Origin of the sequence: Armatimonas rosea, assembly GCF_014202505.1 — a bacterium.
Taxonomy (GTDB): domain Bacteria; phylum Armatimonadota; class Armatimonadia; order Armatimonadales; family Armatimonadaceae; genus Armatimonas; species Armatimonas rosea.
The window spans coordinates 470,185-487,285 of record NZ_JACHGW010000002.1; the positions used below are offsets into that span (position 1 = coordinate 470,185).

The following is a 17,101-nucleotide window of genomic DNA, read 5'->3' on the forward strand; positions in this document are numbered from 1 at the left end:
AGGGTTTTCGCAGGAAATTGCGGAGGGGGTAGCGAACCCAAGGAGCATGTCACAGACGATTCCACAACCCGAGCCGACTCCCGGCGATACGTCCTGGTTTACCCACGACCGCTTTGGTATGTTTATCCACTGGGGCCTCTACGCCCTGGGCGCGCGCCACGAGTGGCTCAAGAACCAGGAGCAGCTCACCGACGAGCGCTACGAGCGGTACTTTAAGTTCTTCGACCCCGATCTCTACGACCCCGAGGTTTGGGCGAGCGCCGCCGAGAACGCGGGGATGAAGTACTTTGTCATCACCACCAAGCACCACGAGGGGTTCTGTCTCTGGGACTCGAAGCTGACCGACTACAAGGCCACCAACACGCCCTACGGCAAAGATCTCTTGCGCCCGATGGTCGATGCCTTCCGGGGCCACGGCCTCAAGACGGGCTTCTACCACTCGCTGATCGACTGGCACCACCCGGACTTCGTGGTCGATCATATCCACCCGATGCGCAACTCCCCGGATAAAGACAAGCTCAACGAGGGCCGCGACCAGAGCCGCTACGCCAAGTACCTGCACGGCCAGGTGCGCGAGATTCTCTCCGAGTTTGGAAAAATCGACATCCTCTGGTGCGACTTCTCCTACCCGCCTGCCAAGGGCCGCGCGGACTGGGACAGCGAGAACCTCTACAAGCTCATCCGCGAGCTCCAGCCCGGCATCATCCTCAACGACCGCCTCGACCTCGACGCTGGCTGGGATATCAAGACCCCCGAGCAGTTCCAGCCGCGCCAGTGGGTGCAGTTCCAGGGCAAGCCGGTCACCTGGGAGGCCTGCCAGACCTTCTCCGGCTCCTGGGGCTACCACCGGGACGAGTCCAGCTGGAAGTCGCTGGAGATGCTGGTGCAGATGCTGATCGACACGGTGAGCAAGGGCGGCAACCTCCTGCTCAATGTCGGCCCCACCGGGCGCGGCGAGTTCGATGCCCGCGCGCTGGACCGTCTCCAGGGCATGGGCGAGTGGATGAAGCGCCACTCCCGCTCGATCTACGGCTGCACCCAAGCCCCCGCCGAGCTGGGCGACGCCCCCCGCGACTGCCGCTACACCTACAACCCGACTACCAACCGGCTCTATGTCCATGTCCTCGCCTGGCCCTTCGGACAGCTCTACCTCGATGGCCTCGACCCCGCCCGGGTGGAGTACGCCCAGCTCCTCAACGATGCGTCGGAGGTGCTCATGAAAGATATCGAGCCCTGGCAGCACGACTTCTCGGGCGACAACAAGCGCGCCTCGCTGGCCCTGCGCCTCCCGATCCAGAAGCCCAATGTGGCGGTCCCGGTAATTGAGATTTTTCTAAAATAACCCGATGATTTGGGAACGAACGACTTTTAATTCACGTTTCTGAATACGGAGGTTGTTGATGAAACGTCGTTTATTTGTCTTTGGGTTTGCTGCCTCGGTCCTTATGCTCGCGGGCTGTGGGGGTGGAGGAAGTGTCTCGTCTACGCCGGCGGGGACACGTGTCACCAAGCAGGAGATTCTGACCGCGGTCGAGCAAGGGTTCGCGTCGAAGCAGCAGGGGCAGAGCGGTGTCGCGGGTGCCTCCGGTGCCTCTCGCGCAACCCGCGCCGAGAGCCTCGCGGTCTACAATGAGTTCTACGAGCTCTGGGTTCTCCCCGTGGACGGTGGCGAGGACTTCTTCGCCGATGCCGCGCTGACCCAGCCGGCGGGGAAGATGCGCTACTTCTACACTCCCGGCGAGCAGGGGCAGTTCTCGAAGGGCTCGACGGTCGAGATCACGGCGGGGCCACAGAAGGGCTACAACGCCACCTACAGCGTGATCCTCGATAGCACCGGCCTGCGCTACGACTTCCAGGGAACCAGCCCGGAGTTTGGCCCTTTTAGCACGGTGGGCTCCAGTATCAACGGGGTGACCATTGTCAAGAATGGCTTCCGCGACCCCCAGGGCAACATGCGCTACTACGATATCGAGTACGGCACCGATAGCACGACCAAGGTGCGCTACAACAACGACAAGCTCTTCAATATCGAGCTGAGCTACACCGCAGAGGGCACCGGCACCGGAACCGTCACCGGCTCGTCGGAGCTGCTTCCTGCCACGGTCATCTGGGATCGGGATGGCACTGGAACCATCACGTTTAAGGATGGCTCCACCCAGAGCTTCACCGACTTCCGCTTCGATATCTAGCGGTACAATGGCGGCATGATCTTTCAGGATGTTGTCATTCAGCGCGAGGTCGCGTTTCTTACTCCCGACCGGAAAGAGAAGCTCGACCTCTACCTCCCGCCCGGGCGCACACCGGGGACACGCTCGCCGGGCATCGTGATTATCCACGGGGGCGGCTGGACGGGCGGGAGCAAGTCCGCGGGGCGAGAGCTCAATATCGGCACCACTCTCGCCAAGGCGGGCTATGTCTGTGTCAGTATCGACTACCGCCTGGATGCCAATGGGCGCTGGCCAACCAATGTCTGGGACTGTAAGAACGCGGTGCGCTACCTAAGAGTCAACGCCGAGAAGCTGGGGATCGATGCCGCTCATATCGGGGTGATTGGTGGCTCCGCCGGCGGGCATCTGGCGCTCATGCTGGGAGTCACCGACGGTGTCAAAGAGCTGGAGCCGCCCACCCCCTACCCCGGAGTCTCCAGCCGAGTGCAGGCCGTGGTCGATCTCTACGGGGTCTCGGATATTCGGAGCCGCAAGCAGATCTCGCCGGATGGGACGCCGCTAGAGAAACGTGTGCCGTCGGATGCTGTCTTTGGCGACAAGCCCACGCTCTCGGAGGCCGACCGCGCCCTCGCCTCGCCGATCACGCACCTCAAGAAGGGCATTCCCCCGATCCTCATCCTCCACGGCGACCGCGACACCACGGTGGATATCGATCAATCCCGTGACCTCGACAAGCGCCTCACCGAGCTCAAGCTAGAGCACCAGCTGATCGTTGTCCCCGGCGCAGGCCATACCTTTGACCTCCAGACCTGGAATAAAAAGCCCCTCGCGATGGACCTCCGCCCAATTGTCACGGGTTTCTTCGACAAACACCTCAAGACCAAGTAGCCGCCCAATCGAATTGGGCGGCTGCAATAGCCTGCGGCTACGAAGCCCGTACCGGGCTACCGAATTCGAGCCCGGCACGGGCTTTGCGGCGGAGAGACGACGCCATTGCAGCCGCCGATTTCCAATCGGCGGCTACTCCGGCGTGATGCCCAGCACGATATCAAAGCCCGCGGTAAGCTCGCCGATCTTGGAGCCCTTGAGCGGCTTAAACGTCGACTCGACCAGCTTGCGCTGCGCTACGGGGATGCCCTTGAAGACACCGTCGGTGGCGTTCTGTGCCTCGCCCGCGATGTAGCACTGGGTGATGAGCTCTTTCTTGCCCTTGAGCTTGACCGCGACATGGATGTGCGGAGCGCGGCCGGGGTAGGGGACGGGCTTGATCGTGCGGAAGAGGTATCCGCCCGTGGAGCCCGTGACAAAGCGCCCAAAGCCCTGGAAGTTCTTGTCTTGCTTGTCTTTCTTGGGCTCGCTGTCCTTGCTGTGGATATAGACCCCGTTGTTGTCGCACTGCCAGATCTCGACCGTGGCGTTGCGCACCGGGTTACCGCGACTATCCAGAATGCGCCCCGAGAGGTAGGTCACGACTCCGACCGCGGGGGTGAGGGCATCGTTGACCTGTAAGAGATCGTTGTCGGTGTCCAGCGGGAGCTTGTCGGGGTAGAACGGCCCCTCGGTCTGCTTGGGCGTGCGCGCAAGCTCGTCGGCGAACGCGCCCGGGGTGGTGAGGAGCAGGCTCCCTAGCGTGAGAAAACTTCGTCGTTGCATCGTAGGAAAAGCGTACCATAAAGCCGAATCTGTGGCCATGCAAGTTTCACGTGGCTACTCGATTCCTCTGGTCGATCTCAGTGACGATAAAAAGCGCCAGTTTTTAGTGGACCGGGAGCCGGGGCAGTATCTAGGGCACCCCACAACAGTGCTCCTCGACGATAAAAAAACGATTCTTTGTGTCTATCCCAAGGGTCATGGCAAGGGGCCGATTGTCTATAAAAAGAGCCTCGATGGCGGCAAGACCTGGAGCGAGCGCCTCCCGACCCCACCCAACTGGGTGACGAGCCAGGAGTGCCCGACACTCTTTCGGACTACAGATAAGACTGGAAAGAAGCGCGTCCTGCTGATCTGCGGGCTCTACCCGATTCGCCAGGCGATCTCCGAGGATGAAGGCGCGACCTGGAGCGAGCTGGCACCGATCGGGGACTACGGTGGGATTGTCCCGATGGGCTCGATGGTGCGGCTGGCCAACGGCGACTACCTCGCCTTCTTCCACGATGACGGCCGCTTCTACGCCAACTCAGGAAAAGCGACCGGCAAGTTCACTGTCTACTCCGTGCGCTCCGCCGATGGGGGTGTCACCTGGAGCAACCCCACCGTGATCGCGCACCTGCCCGATGCACACTTGTGTGAGCCGGGGACACTGCGCTCGCCCGATGGCAAACAAATCGCGGTGCTACTGCGCGAGAACTCCCGCAAGCACAACTCCTACGTGATCTTCTCCAACGACGAAGGCGTCACCTGGACCAAGCCGCGCGAGCTTCCGGGCGCACTCACGGGCGACCGGCACACGGGGGTCTATGCGCCCGATGGGCGGCTCTTTATCTCGTTTCGCGACATGTGCCACGAGTCTCCCACCAAAGGCGACTGGGTGGCCTGGGTGGGCACCTACGACGATATCGTCCACGGCCGGGAGGGGCAGTGCCGGGTGCGCCTGATGCACAACACCAATGGCTCGGACTGCGCCTACCCCGGTGTTCTCTGCCTCAAGGAGGGGACGATTGTTACGACCACCTACGGCCACTGGGCCCAGGGCGAGCCGCCCTACATCATGACGGTCCGCCTGAAGCTCACCGAGCTACTTGCCCGCTAGCTCCTGGTAGAGGGTGTAGTAGGCGCTGGCGATCTTCTCCCAGGTGTACTGCGCCGAGTCCGCATGGGCCGCGCGGGACATCTGCTGGAGCCGCTCCGGGCTTGCAGTGAGCTCGCGCATCGCGGCGGAGAGGGCGGCGATATCCTCGGTGTCTTTGAGGCGAATCCCGGTCTTGGGGGTGACCACCTCCGCGCCGCCCGTGGTCTCGGCGGTGATGATGGGCAGCCCCGACGAGAGCGCCTCCACCAAGACAAGGGCGCAGGCTTCGTAGCGCGACGGAAAGACAAAGAAGTCGCAGGCGCGCATGATCGCGGCGATATCCCGGCGGAAGTCTAGGAAGTGCACGCGGCCGGCGACCCCAAGCTGCTCGGCGAGGGCGGGGAAGGGGCTCTCGGCCTTCTTGCCGACGACTGCCAGGTGGAGCCCCGGGGCATCGACCAGGGCCTTGAGCACGGAGTCCAGGTTCTTGCGACCCGTGCGAATATCGCCCGCAAAGAGCGCCAAGGGAACCCCGACCGGCAGGCCGAGCGCCCCGCGGTCCTCGGTGCCGGGGTGGAACTCGGTGGGCTCGGCACCATTGAGGATCACCCGCATCTTCGACTCGGGGACCCCAAGCTCGTCATGCAGCTCACGGCGCACGGTATTGGACGCGGGCACGACAAAGCGCGCATTGCGGTACGATGTCCGCTCAATGGCCGAGTTGACCCGCGAGTAGGTGCTCTGGTAGAGGCCGTAGAAGCCCTTGTTGGTCCGCGACGGGTGCATGGCGTTCTTGAGCCAGGCGGTGTGGACAAACTGCGACGTGTTGAGCGTGTGCGGAACCGTTAGGCAGCCACCGTAGGCGTGGATGATATCGAAGTCCTTGCGGAGCCGGTTGACCAAGGGGTTTGCCTTGAGCAGAAACTCCGTGCCGTGCATCAGCCAGTTGCTCCGAATCTTGGGCTGGATCTTGATCCACTCCACCCCGTCCTGGAGCACTTCGTCGTCGACGCGGTCTGAGATCAGGGTGATCCTTGCGCCCTGCTGGCGGGCGTAGCGGACAATCTCCAGGTTCGCCCGGCCCTGACCATCTCCGCGGACGACATTATGAGTGACAACGGCTATTCGCATCGCGGCCATTATACCCACATCACTTTCGGCTCAAGCACGGGCGATGACCACGGCACCGTCGGGGTCCAGCGCGAGGGGCATCCACTGGGCCAGGACCCCGGCCTCGCGGATCGCGCCGGCCATCGCCTCCCCGATCTGCTCCTCATGGGCCTCGGTGAGGGCAAGGAGGGCGCTCCCACTGCCCGAGAGCGCGGCCCCGTAGGCTCCCGCAGCGAGTGCGGCATCGAGTGCGGCACGGAAGCCGGGGATGAGCTTCTCGCGGTAGGGCTGGTGTAGGCGGTCGTCCATGCCCACTCGCAGGAGCTCCCAGCGCCGGGAGAGCAGCGCGGTCATCAGCACCGCCACCCGCCCGAGGTTGGCGACTGTCTCCGCCCGTGTCCAGGACTCCGGGAGGGCCGCGCGCGCCTGCTCGGTGGGCAGGATCAGCTCGGGGATGCAGACCACGGCCTTCAAGCCCTCTGGCGCGGGCACCGAGACCCGGGTGATGGTTCCATCGGGCTCGCGCACCGCGATCTGGAAGCCCCCAAAGAGTGCGGGAGCGACATTGTCGGGGTGCCCCTCGATCTCCAGGGCAAGGGCGAGGATCTCCTCCCGATCCAGCGGGTCCCCTAGGAGCGCATTACCACCCAAAAGCCCCCCGACAACGGCTGTCGAGCTACTGCCAAGGCCGCGCGAGAAGGGGATATTGGCCTCGGTCTGCACAAAGAGCCTGGGGCGGGTCTTCCCAAGCCGCTCGTAGAGCCGGTTGAGGGCAAGGTGCGCGAGGCTATCCTCGCCCAGCACCAGGGTGCGGGGCCGAAGCGGCGGGGCCTTTCCCTCCACCAAGACATCGAAGTGGAAGACATTGTGCAGGTCCAGGGCCAGCCCGATGGTATCAAAACCGGGGCCGATATTGGCCGAGGTGGCGGGGACACGAACGGAGACGGAGTTACTCAAGGTGTTTTCTCAGGTAGTTTTCATAGAGTGGGCAGCGTAGGTGCGCCGTGGTCGCGCTCTCACCCACGAGGACCCCTGCGGCACGTAGGCGAAAGAACGCCTCCACCGACGGTGCCTTGCCTGCGAGGACCTGCCGAGTCGCCTCGCGGAGCAGGGGCTCCTGGCTCAAGGAAAAGAGTAGCCGCTCCAGGTGGTCGTCGAAGGTGTGGGTCGCCTCCAGGGTACCACCTGCCGCGAGCACTTCCAAGCCCCGCCGTGTCAGAAAGGGGTGGCCGGCGAGGAGGTCATAGACAGGCTGGCTCTGCGCGATCCCAAAGCGCGCGGCAAGCTCCGCGACCTCGTCGACGCTAAAGTCTGTCAGGAGCAAGCGCACCCCCACATTAAAGGGCGACTGGTTGGGATCGGTGATAAAGAGGTGCGCCTCGGTGGCGTAGGTGAGTGTCATGGTCAGGCGGCTCCATGGCCCCGCGGGGTCCAGGGTTCGGCGGTTGTGCCAGGAGCGCAGGAGCCCGAAGACCTCGCTCCCAAAGCTCAGCGGAAAGAGCCGGTCGGCCTCGTCCATGCCCCAGACCAGCGCTCGCTCGCTCGCGGCAAAGACCACGCGCCGCAGGTAGCGCTCCAGGTTCGCCGCCCCCGAGCGGCTCGCGCTCCAGTGGCTCTCGGGGGGAGTCTCCAGCTCCAGTTGCTCACAAAGCGCTTCTGCTAGGGCGCGGTAGAGGCTCTCCGCGGAGGTCAGCACCTCGCTCCCCAGGCTCTGGAAGTCCACGATCACCACCTGAGCGCCCCGCTCGCGCGCCGCCTGGAGCCCGCGTGCCAGGAGGCTGGTCTTGCCCACCTGGCGTGCGCCTTTGAGCAGCACGATCGCCTCTTGCCGCTCAAGAGCCGCATGGAATGCGCCGTCCACGGCGCGTGTGATGTAGTGCTCCGAGCGCAGCGGGACCGCTCCGCCTGGAGTCGAGGGGGGGGGCATCTCCCCGCTGGCCATCTCCCTGCCGCTGAGACGGCTTCCCTCTTCCCCTGATGGCTCGCAAGCTCGCCGGGAAGAGGGGAAGCGCTCTAAGGCGCGGGGAGATGGCCCGAAGCTGGCCAGATCTCTCCCCTGCACCTCCCAGACCCGCACCCGCTCGCCGTGCTTGGTGGCGCGCTCGCCCACGAAGCGCAGGCGCTCTCGCCAGGTATCGTGGTCTTTTACCAGCGCCATGGCCGCCTCGCTGAGAAGCACCTGGCCGGTCGTGGCGAGGTCCATCACGCGCTTGGCGGTGTTGATGCCGCTCCCGGTGACACTCACCGCGCCGTTGATATCGCTCACCCGGGTCACCGGGCCGACATGGATTCCCAGGCGCAAGGGGAGCTGTGGGCGGTGCTGGAGCAGCTGGTCGGCGCACTCCAGCGGGGCCGTGGGGTAGCGCAGGAAGACCAGCGCGACTCCGTCGCCAGTGGCAATGGGAATCAGCTCGCCCGCCTGCTCCGCCCGCTGAAACGCCGCTGTCGCGCGCACGGCCTCCAGGAGCTCCGTGACACGAGCCGCTTGGGCCTCTTGGGAGAGGAGCGAGTAGCCGACCAGGTCCAGAAAGAGAACATGGCCGGTTTCCGACGGAGAGGGCAGGGACATCTTATTTCCGGGGTTTAGGGCGCTTGGGCTTGATAAGGCCCTTCGAGTGCTCCTGCCAGAGGTGGAAGATCGCACGGGAGAGGCGCTCGGGGTCGTGGCGCACGAGCTGGGTCTCGGAGAGGAACTTGCCCGTGATGGGGTGGTAGCCCATGGTTTGCAGGACATCGGTATCGGCGGCGACCACCTCGGCGCCGGTCTTGGCATAGCGCTCCATGGCGTCCAGCGACGGCCGGGCGTCGTTGACCAGGACATAGTCTACGATCTTTTTGCCGGGGGGGAGCTGCGGCAGGTGCTTCTCGATCGCGGCGAGGTGCTGCGACGCCGAGAAGCCATCGGTCTCCCCGGGCTGGGTCATGACATTGCAGATGTACATCCGCAGCGCGCGGCTCTTAGCCAGCTCCTGGGCGATCGGGCCGACCAGCAGGTTGGGGATCACCGATGTAAACACGCTCCCCGGGCCCAGCACGACAATATCGGCATCCCGGATGGCCTCCAGGACCTCTTGGGGCGGGGCAGGGGCCTCGGGGCAGAGCTTGATCTGCTCGATCGCGGCGGGGTCCTTGACAATCCGGGTCTCCCCCGTGACCTCGCGGCCATCGGCGAGGAGCCCCACCAGCGCGACCGACTCCACGGTCGAGGGCAGGACCCGGCCACGGATCGCCAGAATCTCACTGGTCTTCTGGACTGCGGTCTCAAAGTCACCGGTGATCTGGGTCATGGCGGCGATCAGCAGGTTGCCAAAACTATGCCCGCTCAGGCCGTCGTCGCCCGCCCGTGTCTCAAACCGAAACTGAAAGAGCTCCTGCATCAGCGGCTCGGCATCGGCTAGGGCGACCAGGCAGTTGCGGATATCCCCGGGGGGAGGCATGCCGCCCAGCTGCTGCTGGAGCAACCCCGACGAGCCCCCGTCGTCGGTCATGGTCACCACGGCGGTCAGGTTCGACGAGTACTGCTTCAGGCCGCGCAGAAGCGTGGAGAGGCCCGTCCCCCCGCCGATTACGACAATCCGTGCGCCTTGGTTGAGGGTTCGCTTACGCTGGATCACCTCCGGCAGCGACTCCAGGTTCTCGGGCGAGATCACCCCGACAATGCTCCGGTTGATGGCGATAAGAGCGCTTAAGATCAGCAAGAGCCCCAGCGCGATCAGGGCGAGCCCCACGGGGAGGTAGAAGTGGGAGTCGGCGATATCGACATGCAGGTGGGTGAGGATCTGCCGGTCCAGCCAGTCGTAGTAGTCCGTGTTGCGGATATTGATGAGGAGCGCGACCCCGATCACCACAGGGATGAGCCCAATGGGGATAAGAAAGAGAAAGCGCTTGACCTTGAGGCCTGGTGTCAGCCACTTGACACCACTCACCACCATCTTACGCGGACTCGACAGGGGGGTGGCCACGCCTAGCGCCTCTCCACATCGCGGTGCTGGGTCAGGACACGGTAGCCCTGGCTGCGCAGGAAGACTGAGAGCCGCTCCGCGACAACCACGGAGCGGTGCTTGCCCCCGGTGCAGCCGATCCCAATCGTGAGGTAGGCCTTGCCCTCGGCGATATAGTGGGGAAGCGACCAGCCCACCAGCTCGGAGAGGCGCGTGAGGAACTCCGCCGTGCGCGGGTCGGACTCCACAAAGGCCTGCACCTCCGGGCCGCGGCCGTCTTTCTCCCGGAGCGCATGGTTGTAGTAGGGGTTCTTCAAGAAGCGCACATCGAACAAGAGATCTGCGTCCGAGGGCGTCCCGTGCTTAAACCCAAACGAGGCCACGGTGACCGTGATGGGCTGCTGCTGGTGCTGGGGCGCGGCAAAGCGCTCACGGAGAAACGCCCGCAGCTCGGTGGTGCTCATCCCCGAGGTGTCCACGACCAGCTCGGCCTGCTCTTTTAGCTCCGCCAGCCGCTCCCGCTCTAGGGCGATCGCGGGCAGGATTCCCCCGGCATCGAAGAAAAACGGGTGCGGCCGCCGGGTCTCTTTGAAGCGCCGCACGAGAATCTCGTCGGTGGAGTCCAGAAATACCAGGGTCGGGGTGACCGGGAGCGAGAGAATCCCCGCCGCCAGCATGTCAAACTCCCCCGTGCGCACATCGTTGACAATGCACAGGGGCTCGTCCTTGGGCAGCCCCGAGAGCAGGGGCGCGAAGAGGCGCGGCGGGATGTTCTCCACCACCTGCCAGCCCATGTCTTCAAAACAGCGTGCCGCAGTCTGCTTGCCCGCGCCGCTCATTCCGGTCAGAACCACCACAGAGGCCATCTTCGTTGTCTCCTTAGTCCTTGTCCTTGGGGATCAGCAGGTCCAGCAGCCCCGAGAGGATCGAGAGCGCAACAGAGCCGTAGAGCGCGGGCAGGAAGCCCTGCACGGAGAGCCCGAGCCCCAGCGAACCGGCGATCCAGAAGAGGAGCGCATTGACCACAAAGCGCATGAGCCCCATGGTCAGGCAGTTGAGGGGAGCGGCTAGCAGGCGTAAGATCGGCCCTACAAAGGCATTGACCAGGGTGACAACGGCGATGGAGAAAAACGCCCCGATTGGCCCATCGAGCGCCAAGCCTCTCTTCCCGCCCAGGAACGGTGCCATCGGCTGGACATAGCTCCAGGAAAACACCGTCAGGTAGAGCGCCACCGCTCCCACAATCCACCGAATGATCCAGGTCATCTTTTTTATCCTCTCCTCCTCGCATTATACGGCGTCTGTGGGGCGGGAAAGACGCCGTACAATACCGTATGACCTTCTTGCCAGTGCTGATCTTTATCGCGGCGTTTCTCTACGCAGCGGTGGGGCACGCGGGGGCATCGGGCTATCTGGCTGCGATGGCCCTGGTGGGGCTCCCTGAGAGTGTCATGAAGCCCACGGCCTTGGTGCTGAACCTGCTTGTCTCGAGCATTGGGACCGTGCTCTTTGCCCGCGCCAAGGCGTTCTCGTGGACCTTGTTCTGGCCGTTTGCGCTTGGGGCGGTTCCTCTGGCCTACTTTGGTGGGGCGATCAAGCTGGAGGGGGGCTGGTACAAGCCACTGGTGGGGCTAGTGCTACTCTTTGCCGCCGTACGCCTGCTTGTCGGAAAGCTCACTGATGTCGAGAGCCCCACGCCACCACCGGTCTGGGTGCGCGTGCTGATCGGGGCGGGGATTGGTTTTCTGGCGGGGCTGACAGGGACGGGCGGGGGCATTTTTTTAACCCCCCTGTTGCTGCTCATGGGCTGGGCAAGGGCCAAAGAGGCCGCGGGGACATCGGTGGCCTTTATCTTGGTCAACTCCCTGGCGGGGCTCGCTGCCAAACCGGGTAGCCTGGCACACCTGCCTCACAACCTCTGGCTCTGGGCACTCGCGGCGGTCGCGGGCGGCTCCCTGGGCGCGGCGCTCGGCAGCAAGCGTCTCCCGCCCCCGAGCCTGCGCCGCCTCCTTGCCCTCGTCTTGCTGATCGCCGCCGTCAAGCTCCTCTTTGCGATAAAATAGTCCCATGGAAATCGTCACGGAGACCTTGGGTGGAGAGCTGTATCAGTATGTTCCGCTGGGGGAGTATGTTGTTCGCGCTCTGGGAGTCTGTGGCGGACGACCGACGTTTAAATACACGCGAATTGAGGTTGCCGGCGCTCTCAGCCGGTTGGCTACGGGAGAGGCGATGTCGCAGATTGTGGAAGGCTACGGTGGTCGTGTCTCTCGGGAGGCCATGCAAGAAGCCGTGGATATTGCGGTGGGACGGCTTTTGGACTCTCTCCCCACAATGCCCGAAGCTACGCAGGTATGATCGTTCTCGACGAGCAGCTTCTGGGACGTGGGATTGAGACCGCGATTGCAGAGTGGTATCCCGGCACGGTGTGCTTTATCACCGAACTTCGGCCGGGGACGATCATCAAAGACGAAGCGATCCCTGCTCTTTTGGGCCAGGCCCAACAACCTCTCTTTGTGACAATCAATGTCACCGATTTCTGGCAACGGGCTGAGCTGACCCCCCGGTACTGTCTTGTCTGTGTGGCTCTCACGGACGCTCAAGCCGCACAGATCCCGGAGCTACTTCGTCGCTTGTTTCGTCACCCTGAGTTTCATACCCGAGCCGCTCGGCTGGGAAAGGCAGTGCGCCTCACACCGACACAAGCACTGTGGTACCGAAGAGAGAATTTAGTCCCACAAGCTCTGACTGACTGGTAGAGCTGGCTTTGCGATAAAATAAACGTCTATGGCTGAGCTTCCTCCGCGCGAATCCATCACCTTGCATGGGATGCGCATTGATCGTGTGACCATGGAGGGGACCCTAGAGTGTGTTGCCTCTTATATCGCCTCGGGTCGGCCCCATCACATTGTGACGGCGGATGCATCGATGGTGATGACCTACCGTGAGGACAAAGAGTTTGCCGCGATTGTCGATCAGGCCGCGCTGATCACCTCCGACGGAGCGGGGGTTCTCTGGGCCTGCAAGCGCCTCAACCTGCCCGTCCCGCCCAAGGTCAGTGGGGTCGATCTCTCCGCGATGCTGGTCGAGCTCTCGGGCAAGAAGGGCTGGCGGGTGTTTTTCTTTGGCGGTGCTCCGGGGGTGGCGGAGGCGGCGGCGCAGAAAATGCGGGAGAGGTTCCCGGATGCCAATATCTGCGGCTTTCGTGATGGCTACTACAAGCCCGACGAAGAAAATACGGTCGCGGAGCAGATCGCGGCCACGAAGCCCGATATCTTGTTGGTGGCGATGGGAATCCCACGCCAGGAAAAATTTATTCTTCGCCAGAAGGAGCGTGTGGGAGCAAAGGTCTATATCGGGGTTGGGGGGACACTGGATGTGTTCTCGGGGACTGTCAAGCGCGCCCCGGTCTGGATGCAGAGGTCCGGGCTGGAGTGGTTCTACCGGATCGCATCCAACCCCAACGCCGCTCGGCTGAAAAAACTCGCCGCCCTCCCACGGTTTGCCCTACTCACCCTCACAAAAAAATGAACATCTGTCTTGAATATGTCTCCGCTAATCCCAATAGCCCCATCACGATCCAGCACGCACGTGCCGCGGTTGTGGGGGATATTCTCTCCCGTGTCTTCGCCGAGGCGGGCCACACGGTCACCCGAGAGTTCTATGTCAACGATGCGCCGGGCACAACCCTGACGGCCTTTGCGCGCCATGTCGCCGCCGAGACCGAGCCCTTTGCCGCCGAGATCGCCAAGGCAGCGCGGGGCGCGACCCTCTCGGATATCCTGGCCGCGGTCCGCACTCGCCAGACCACCAGCCTCGCCGAGCTCGGGGTCGCCTTCGACTCATTTATCTCCGAGGCGGAGCTGCTGCGCTCCGGCGAGGTCGACCGGCTCCTGACAGACCTCACCGCTAGTGGCCACACGACGTGGCGCGGCGGGGCACTCTGGCTTAAGAGCGGCGAGCAGGACTGGCCCCTGGTGCGCACACAAGGCGGCCCCACCTACCTGGCGAGCGACCTGGCCTACCACCGCCAGAAGCTCGCACGGGGCTTCGAGCTGCTCGTGGATCTCTGGGACGACGACCACGGGGCCTATGTGGGGCGGACACGCGCCGGGCTGAGTGCGCTGGGCTGTGCACCCGAGGCGCTGAAGATTGGGCTGGTCGCGCCGGTAAGAATTTTGAAGGATGGCCAGGAAAGAAGGGTCGGAAGGTACGGTGCATCGCTGACGTTGGAGGAGACTCTGACGCTAACGACGCCCCAGCAGCTGCGCTGGTGGTTTGCCGAAGCGGATCCGAGTACCCCGCAAAACATAAACCTGGATGTGCCCACACAGGCCCCCGCGCAGCTGCATGCGGCACTTGCTCCCTTGCCGGGGGGGCAGGACGAGCAGGGGAGCGCGGCGCTCCGCGCGGCGTGTGCGGCGGTTGCTCCTGCTCTGGAGCTCGCCCGGCAGACGCTCTCTCCAAGGCCCGTGGCCGAGGCCGCACTGGGGCTGGCCACCGCGCTCACACAACACACCGACGCTTCCCCCGAGGCTGCTCTGGAGGCGCGTGAGGCGCTCCAAAAACTACGGACGATCCTGGGGTTCTGACATGCTCAATATCATCGCACTTCTGGCGCTCTCTGGCCCAGCCACCTCTGGCGGGGTCTACACCGATGGGACCGGGGAGAAGCATCCCTGGCGGGTCTCCGAGAACCACACGCTTCTCTGGGACGGCAAGCCCTTTGTTCCTGTCGGCGGGCTGTTCCAGGTGCGCTCGTGGGCTCCCGGAGCGACCGAGGCCGACTTCGCCGACGATGTCGCGGCGCTGCGGCGCCTCAAGGCCGCGGGAATCACCGATATCTACCTCCAGCCCCTCAAGGGGGGAATCACCCTGATCAAGCCCGCCGCGATCCAGCGGGTGATCGATGCCGCGGAGACCGAGGGCTTCACCTATGGCCTCTCCCTGGCCGATGGCCCCCGGACACCGCTGATTGGCTACCAGATCCTGCCGGGGCGCTACCTCCAGGACGCGCCCGCCCGCGGGGGGCTGGTGCGCTTCCCGATCAAGGGGCTCAAGGAGGCGCTCTGGTTCCTCGCCGACCCCGGGACCCGGCAGATCCTGGACTCAGGGCGCGCGGATGTGGTCGCCGAGGGGGCACGGGCATCGGTGCCCGGCAAGGAGGGGCGCAACCGCCTGGTCCTCTATCCCGAGCGGCTCTTTCTCCCCGGCATGAGCGATGTCGGGCTACCCAATGTCTGGGAGGGGTTTGATAAGTACCGCGATGAGCTGCTCACTCTCTTTGGTCAGGTGAAGCTGGGCAAGGGCTTTCGCTTCTTCTCCGATCCCTTGAGCCTCTCGCTCTCCCTGGCCGGCGAGGCGCGGCAGGTTGTTCCCTCCGGCACGGCGTTTCAGAGCGAGTGGGCGCTCTACCTCTCCCACCACTACGCGACTATCGCGAGCCTGGAGGAGAAGTGGGGCCTCACCGAGCGTGGCTCCCTCAAGGACTTCAACGATGCCGCGCTCCTCGTGCCGCTCTGGTGGGCCGAGAAGGGGCTGCCCCAGTTCTTCCATACCGGGAGCAAGTCCCTGTTCCCCGCCAAAGACGCCGCATCGAGCTTCTGGCAGGACCTAGAGAACTTCAAGACCGAGTCGCTCCGGGGCTACATGAACCAGCTCGCGATCGCCCTCAAGCGAGGGGTTGCGGAGGTGCCGGTGGTCTACCGCTCCCGTGGGTTCTCGCCGCTCTTTAGCCGGATCGACCCGCGTGCCGGCTTTGATGGGGTGGGGGTTGAGGCCTACGGTAAGGGAGTCGAGATGGTGGCCTATGCGGGGGCAGAGACCTACGCCCAGCTCACCGATGCCCCCCGTGCGCTCTGGCTGCCGGTGCTCTCGACCCAAGAGGCGCGGGTGCCCCAGACCACCCAGCCGGGCTTTGCGAGCAAGCGCCTGCTCTTCTCCGTGCTGGATGCCCTGCGCGAGACCGGCGCTCGGGGGTTCTACGTGGACGGTGCCCGGATGGCCGAGACCGCCCGCCTCCCCTACGACCTCTCCCAGCAGCCCGAGCAGCTCGGCTGGCTCGGGGACTATGCGCGCCAGCTGAGCGTGATGGGGATCGCCTCCGCGGCTCCTCCCCGTGCCCGCGCGGTCTTCTACCCCCGCACGTATCGTCCGCTCCAGCCACGCCCCCTCCAAGACGGGAGCTGGTGGCTTCCCACCGACCGGGAGTACGCCCTCTACAACTTTGGAGCCGCCGGGCGTGCCTACAGCCTGAGCGAGCCGGAGGGCCCGGTCTTCTATCTCTGGAACCCCACCGAGACCCGGCAGATCAAGCTTAAGATTCCCAAGCAGGCCTCGCTGGCAGGCGCTCCGCCGCTTGCCTGGCTCCCCGCCGAGCGCGGTGTCCGCACCAAAGACACCCTGACCCTCACCATCGGCCCTGAGCCCGTGCGCCTCTATAACTTCCCGTCGCTGCCCCTTCCTCAGGAGGCCTTCCCGGAGCTCATGGCCCGCGCCGAGACCTTGGTCGCGGCACTCAACAAGCGCAAGCTCAACGAGGCCGCGCTCTTCACCATTGAGCTCCACAACCTCAAGCAGCGCTACAAGAGCAAGAGCGATATCACCACGACCGCCTACCAGTCGCTGGTCGAGCTTCAGGGCAAGGTCGACCGGATGAACCTGCTGCTGCGGCCCTACCTTTGGATTGAGGCGGAGGATATCACCGGCTACACCTTCGACATGATCGACGAGCGCGTGGGAGCGAGTGGCGGCCGGGTCCTGGTCAGTACGAGTCGCCCCACGGACGCTACCTTCCCCGCCGCGACATTCCCGATCTCGATCAATGCGGAGAACTCTCTGCGGCTCTATATCGCCGCCACACCGGGTGCGAACTTTCGGGTCCTGCTCGATGGCCAGCCCTACGGCGGGACCGATGCGCCCGTCCCACGGCCTATCGGTGAGCCTTTTGCCGTCGGCACACTTGTCTGGTACGATTGTGGTGCGGTTGTGATGCCACGTGGCGCACATCAATTGGAGATCCGTGCCGAGGGAGCTCTCTCTCTGGACGCCATGTTGCTGACGCCTCCAGGATACGTGCCTCGTGGTCCCATGCCGCCGCCCTTCCTGCCATAAGATGAAACTCTTTATCGGATGGTTTGTCTAAACGGGCACACCCT

General features: G+C 64.2%; 17 protein-coding genes. 10 read left to right on the plus strand and 7 right to left on the minus strand.

The genetic code is table 11. The annotated features are described in order from the left end of the window. The first annotated feature begins 46 nt into the window (after window positions 1–46). Genes HNQ39_RS10100 through HNQ39_RS10110 form a run of 3 tightly spaced genes read left to right on the plus strand, consistent with a single transcriptional unit; the run spans window position 47 to window position 3,056 of the window. The gene (locus HNQ39_RS10100) at window positions 47–1,342 is read left to right on the plus strand and encodes an alpha-L-fucosidase (RefSeq protein ID WP_184194846.1); all 1,296 of its coding nucleotides are present in this window, start codon (window positions 47–49) and stop codon (window positions 1,340–1,342) included. A gap of 58 nt (window positions 1,343–1,400) precedes the next feature. Further along, window positions 1,401–2,189: a hypothetical protein gene (locus HNQ39_RS10105; RefSeq protein WP_184194849.1), complete on the plus strand. Its 789-nt coding sequence runs from the start codon at window positions 1,401–1,403 to the stop codon at window positions 2,187–2,189. A 15-nt stretch (window positions 2,190–2,204) separates the two neighbouring features. Further along, window positions 2,205–3,056, plus strand: coding sequence for an alpha/beta hydrolase (locus tag HNQ39_RS10110; protein WP_184194852.1), 852 nt, complete (start codon window positions 2,205–2,207; stop codon window positions 3,054–3,056). Between the two features lie 132 nt (window positions 3,057–3,188). Here HNQ39_RS10110 and HNQ39_RS10115 read toward each other — a convergent pair whose 3' ends face one another. After that, a complete protein-coding gene (locus tag HNQ39_RS10115) occupies window positions 3,189–3,821 on the minus strand; it encodes a dioxygenase family protein (RefSeq protein ID WP_221289939.1) in 633 nt (210 codons plus the stop codon). A 37-nt stretch (window positions 3,822–3,858) separates the two neighbouring features. On the opposite strand from HNQ39_RS10115, the gene HNQ39_RS10120 reads away from it, so the two are divergent. After that, window positions 3,859–4,917, plus strand: coding sequence for a sialidase family protein (locus HNQ39_RS10120; RefSeq protein ID WP_184194858.1), 1,059 nt, complete (start codon window positions 3,859–3,861; stop codon window positions 4,915–4,917). On the opposite strand, the gene HNQ39_RS10125 is transcribed toward HNQ39_RS10120, so the two are convergent. From HNQ39_RS10125 to HNQ39_RS10150, 6 genes are read right to left on the minus strand one after another with little or no spacing between them, the layout of a single operon-like run. Then, window positions 4,903–6,027: a glycosyltransferase family 4 protein gene (locus tag HNQ39_RS10125; protein ID WP_184194861.1), complete on the minus strand. Its 1,125-nt coding sequence runs from the start codon at window positions 6,025–6,027 to the stop codon at window positions 4,903–4,905. The genes HNQ39_RS10120 and HNQ39_RS10125 overlap by 15 nt on opposite strands. 30 nt (window positions 6,028–6,057) lie before the next feature. Further along, window positions 6,058–6,963, minus strand: a complete 906-nt coding sequence (gene thrB, locus HNQ39_RS10130) for a homoserine kinase (RefSeq protein ID WP_184194863.1) — start codon at window positions 6,961–6,963, stop codon at window positions 6,058–6,060. Beyond that, window positions 6,956–8,575 (minus strand): AAA-like domain-containing protein, encoded by a 1,620-nt coding sequence (locus HNQ39_RS10135; RefSeq protein ID WP_184194866.1) that lies wholly within the window; start codon window positions 8,573–8,575, stop codon window positions 6,956–6,958. Before HNQ39_RS10135 ends, thrB begins: the two co-directional genes overlap by 8 nt. Window position 8,576: 1 nt before the next feature. After that, window positions 8,577–9,968, minus strand: coding sequence for a uridine diphosphate-N-acetylglucosamine-binding protein YvcK (locus HNQ39_RS10140; RefSeq protein WP_184194869.1), 1,392 nt, complete (start codon window positions 9,966–9,968; stop codon window positions 8,577–8,579). Window positions 9,969–9,970: 2 nt separating this feature from the next. Continuing rightward, window positions 9,971–10,813, minus strand: coding sequence for an RNase adapter RapZ (gene rapZ / locus HNQ39_RS10145; RefSeq protein ID WP_184194872.1), 843 nt, complete (start codon window positions 10,811–10,813; stop codon window positions 9,971–9,973). Between the two features lie 13 nt (window positions 10,814–10,826). Further along, window positions 10,827–11,213, minus strand: coding sequence for a phage holin family protein (locus HNQ39_RS10150; RefSeq protein WP_184194875.1), 387 nt, complete (start codon window positions 11,211–11,213; stop codon window positions 10,827–10,829). A gap of 68 nt (window positions 11,214–11,281) precedes the next feature. Here HNQ39_RS10150 and HNQ39_RS10155 point away from each other — a divergent pair, with 68 nt between their 5' ends. From HNQ39_RS10155 to HNQ39_RS10180, 6 genes are read left to right on the plus strand one after another with little or no spacing between them, the layout of a single operon-like run. Further along, window positions 11,282–12,010, plus strand: a complete 729-nt coding sequence (locus HNQ39_RS10155; RefSeq protein ID WP_184194878.1) for a sulfite exporter TauE/SafE family protein — start codon at window positions 11,282–11,284, stop codon at window positions 12,008–12,010. A 4-nt stretch (window positions 12,011–12,014) separates the two neighbouring features. Then, the gene (locus HNQ39_RS10160; RefSeq protein ID WP_184194881.1) at window positions 12,015–12,302 is read left to right on the plus strand and encodes a DUF433 domain-containing protein; all 288 of its coding nucleotides are present in this window, start codon (window positions 12,015–12,017) and stop codon (window positions 12,300–12,302) included. Further along, entirely contained in the window at window positions 12,299–12,703 is a 405-nt protein-coding gene (locus HNQ39_RS10165; RefSeq protein WP_184194884.1) for a hypothetical protein, read from the plus strand. Before HNQ39_RS10160 ends, HNQ39_RS10165 begins: the two co-directional genes overlap by 4 nt. A gap of 28 nt (window positions 12,704–12,731) precedes the next feature. Further along, on the plus strand, window positions 12,732–13,475 hold the full coding sequence (locus HNQ39_RS10170; RefSeq protein ID WP_184194887.1) for a WecB/TagA/CpsF family glycosyltransferase: 744 nt from the start codon (window positions 12,732–12,734) through the stop codon (window positions 13,473–13,475). After that, window positions 13,472–14,536, plus strand: coding sequence for an ArgS family protein (locus tag HNQ39_RS10175; protein ID WP_184194890.1), 1,065 nt, complete (start codon window positions 13,472–13,474; stop codon window positions 14,534–14,536). Before HNQ39_RS10170 ends, HNQ39_RS10175 begins: the two co-directional genes overlap by 4 nt. 1 nt (window position 14,537) lies before the next feature. After that, window positions 14,538–17,057 carry a hypothetical protein gene (locus tag HNQ39_RS10180; protein WP_184194892.1) on the plus strand — a complete coding sequence of 840 codons (2,520 nt, stop codon included), beginning with the start codon at window positions 14,538–14,540 and terminating at the stop codon, window positions 17,055–17,057. The last annotated feature ends 44 nt before the right edge of the window (window positions 17,058–17,101 follow it).

Bases quoted from the DNA above. Each gene is read 5' to 3' on its own strand.
- HNQ39_RS10150 (WP_184194875.1), bottom strand. From the start codon at position 11,213: ATGACCTGGATCATTCGGTGGATTGTGGGAGCGGTGGCGCTCTACCTG.
- HNQ39_RS10160 (WP_184194881.1), top strand. From the start codon at position 12,015: ATGGAAATCGTCACGGAGACCTTGGGTGGAGAGCTGTATCAGTATGTT.
- HNQ39_RS10175 (WP_184194890.1), top strand. From the start codon at position 13,472: ATGAACATCTGTCTTGAATATGTCTCCGCTAATCCCAATAGCCCCATC.
- HNQ39_RS10110 (WP_184194852.1), top strand. From the start codon at position 2,205: ATGATCTTTCAGGATGTTGTCATTCAGCGCGAGGTCGCGTTTCTTACT.
- HNQ39_RS10120 (WP_184194858.1), top strand. From the start codon at position 3,859: ATGCAAGTTTCACGTGGCTACTCGATTCCTCTGGTCGATCTCAGTGAC.
- HNQ39_RS10155 (WP_184194878.1), top strand. From the start codon at position 11,282: ATGACCTTCTTGCCAGTGCTGATCTTTATCGCGGCGTTTCTCTACGCA.
- HNQ39_RS10125 (WP_184194861.1), bottom strand. From the start codon at position 6,027: ATGCGAATAGCCGTTGTCACTCATAATGTCGTCCGCGGAGATGGTCAG.
- HNQ39_RS10100 (WP_184194846.1), top strand. From the start codon at position 47: ATGTCACAGACGATTCCACAACCCGAGCCGACTCCCGGCGATACGTCC.
- HNQ39_RS10115 (WP_221289939.1), bottom strand. From the start codon at position 3,821: ATGCAACGACGAAGTTTTCTCACGCTAGGGAGCCTGCTCCTCACCACC.
- HNQ39_RS10135 (WP_184194866.1), bottom strand. From the start codon at position 8,575: ATGTCCCTGCCCTCTCCGTCGGAAACCGGCCATGTTCTCTTTCTGGAC.
- rapZ (WP_184194872.1), bottom strand. From the start codon at position 10,813: ATGGCCTCTGTGGTGGTTCTGACCGGAATGAGCGGCGCGGGCAAGCAG.
- HNQ39_RS10180 (WP_184194892.1), top strand. From the start codon at position 14,538: ATGCTCAATATCATCGCACTTCTGGCGCTCTCTGGCCCAGCCACCTCT.
- HNQ39_RS10170 (WP_184194887.1), top strand. From the start codon at position 12,732: ATGGCTGAGCTTCCTCCGCGCGAATCCATCACCTTGCATGGGATGCGC.
- HNQ39_RS10105 (WP_184194849.1), top strand. From the start codon at position 1,401: ATGAAACGTCGTTTATTTGTCTTTGGGTTTGCTGCCTCGGTCCTTATG.
- HNQ39_RS10165 (WP_184194884.1), top strand. From the start codon at position 12,299: ATGATCGTTCTCGACGAGCAGCTTCTGGGACGTGGGATTGAGACCGCG.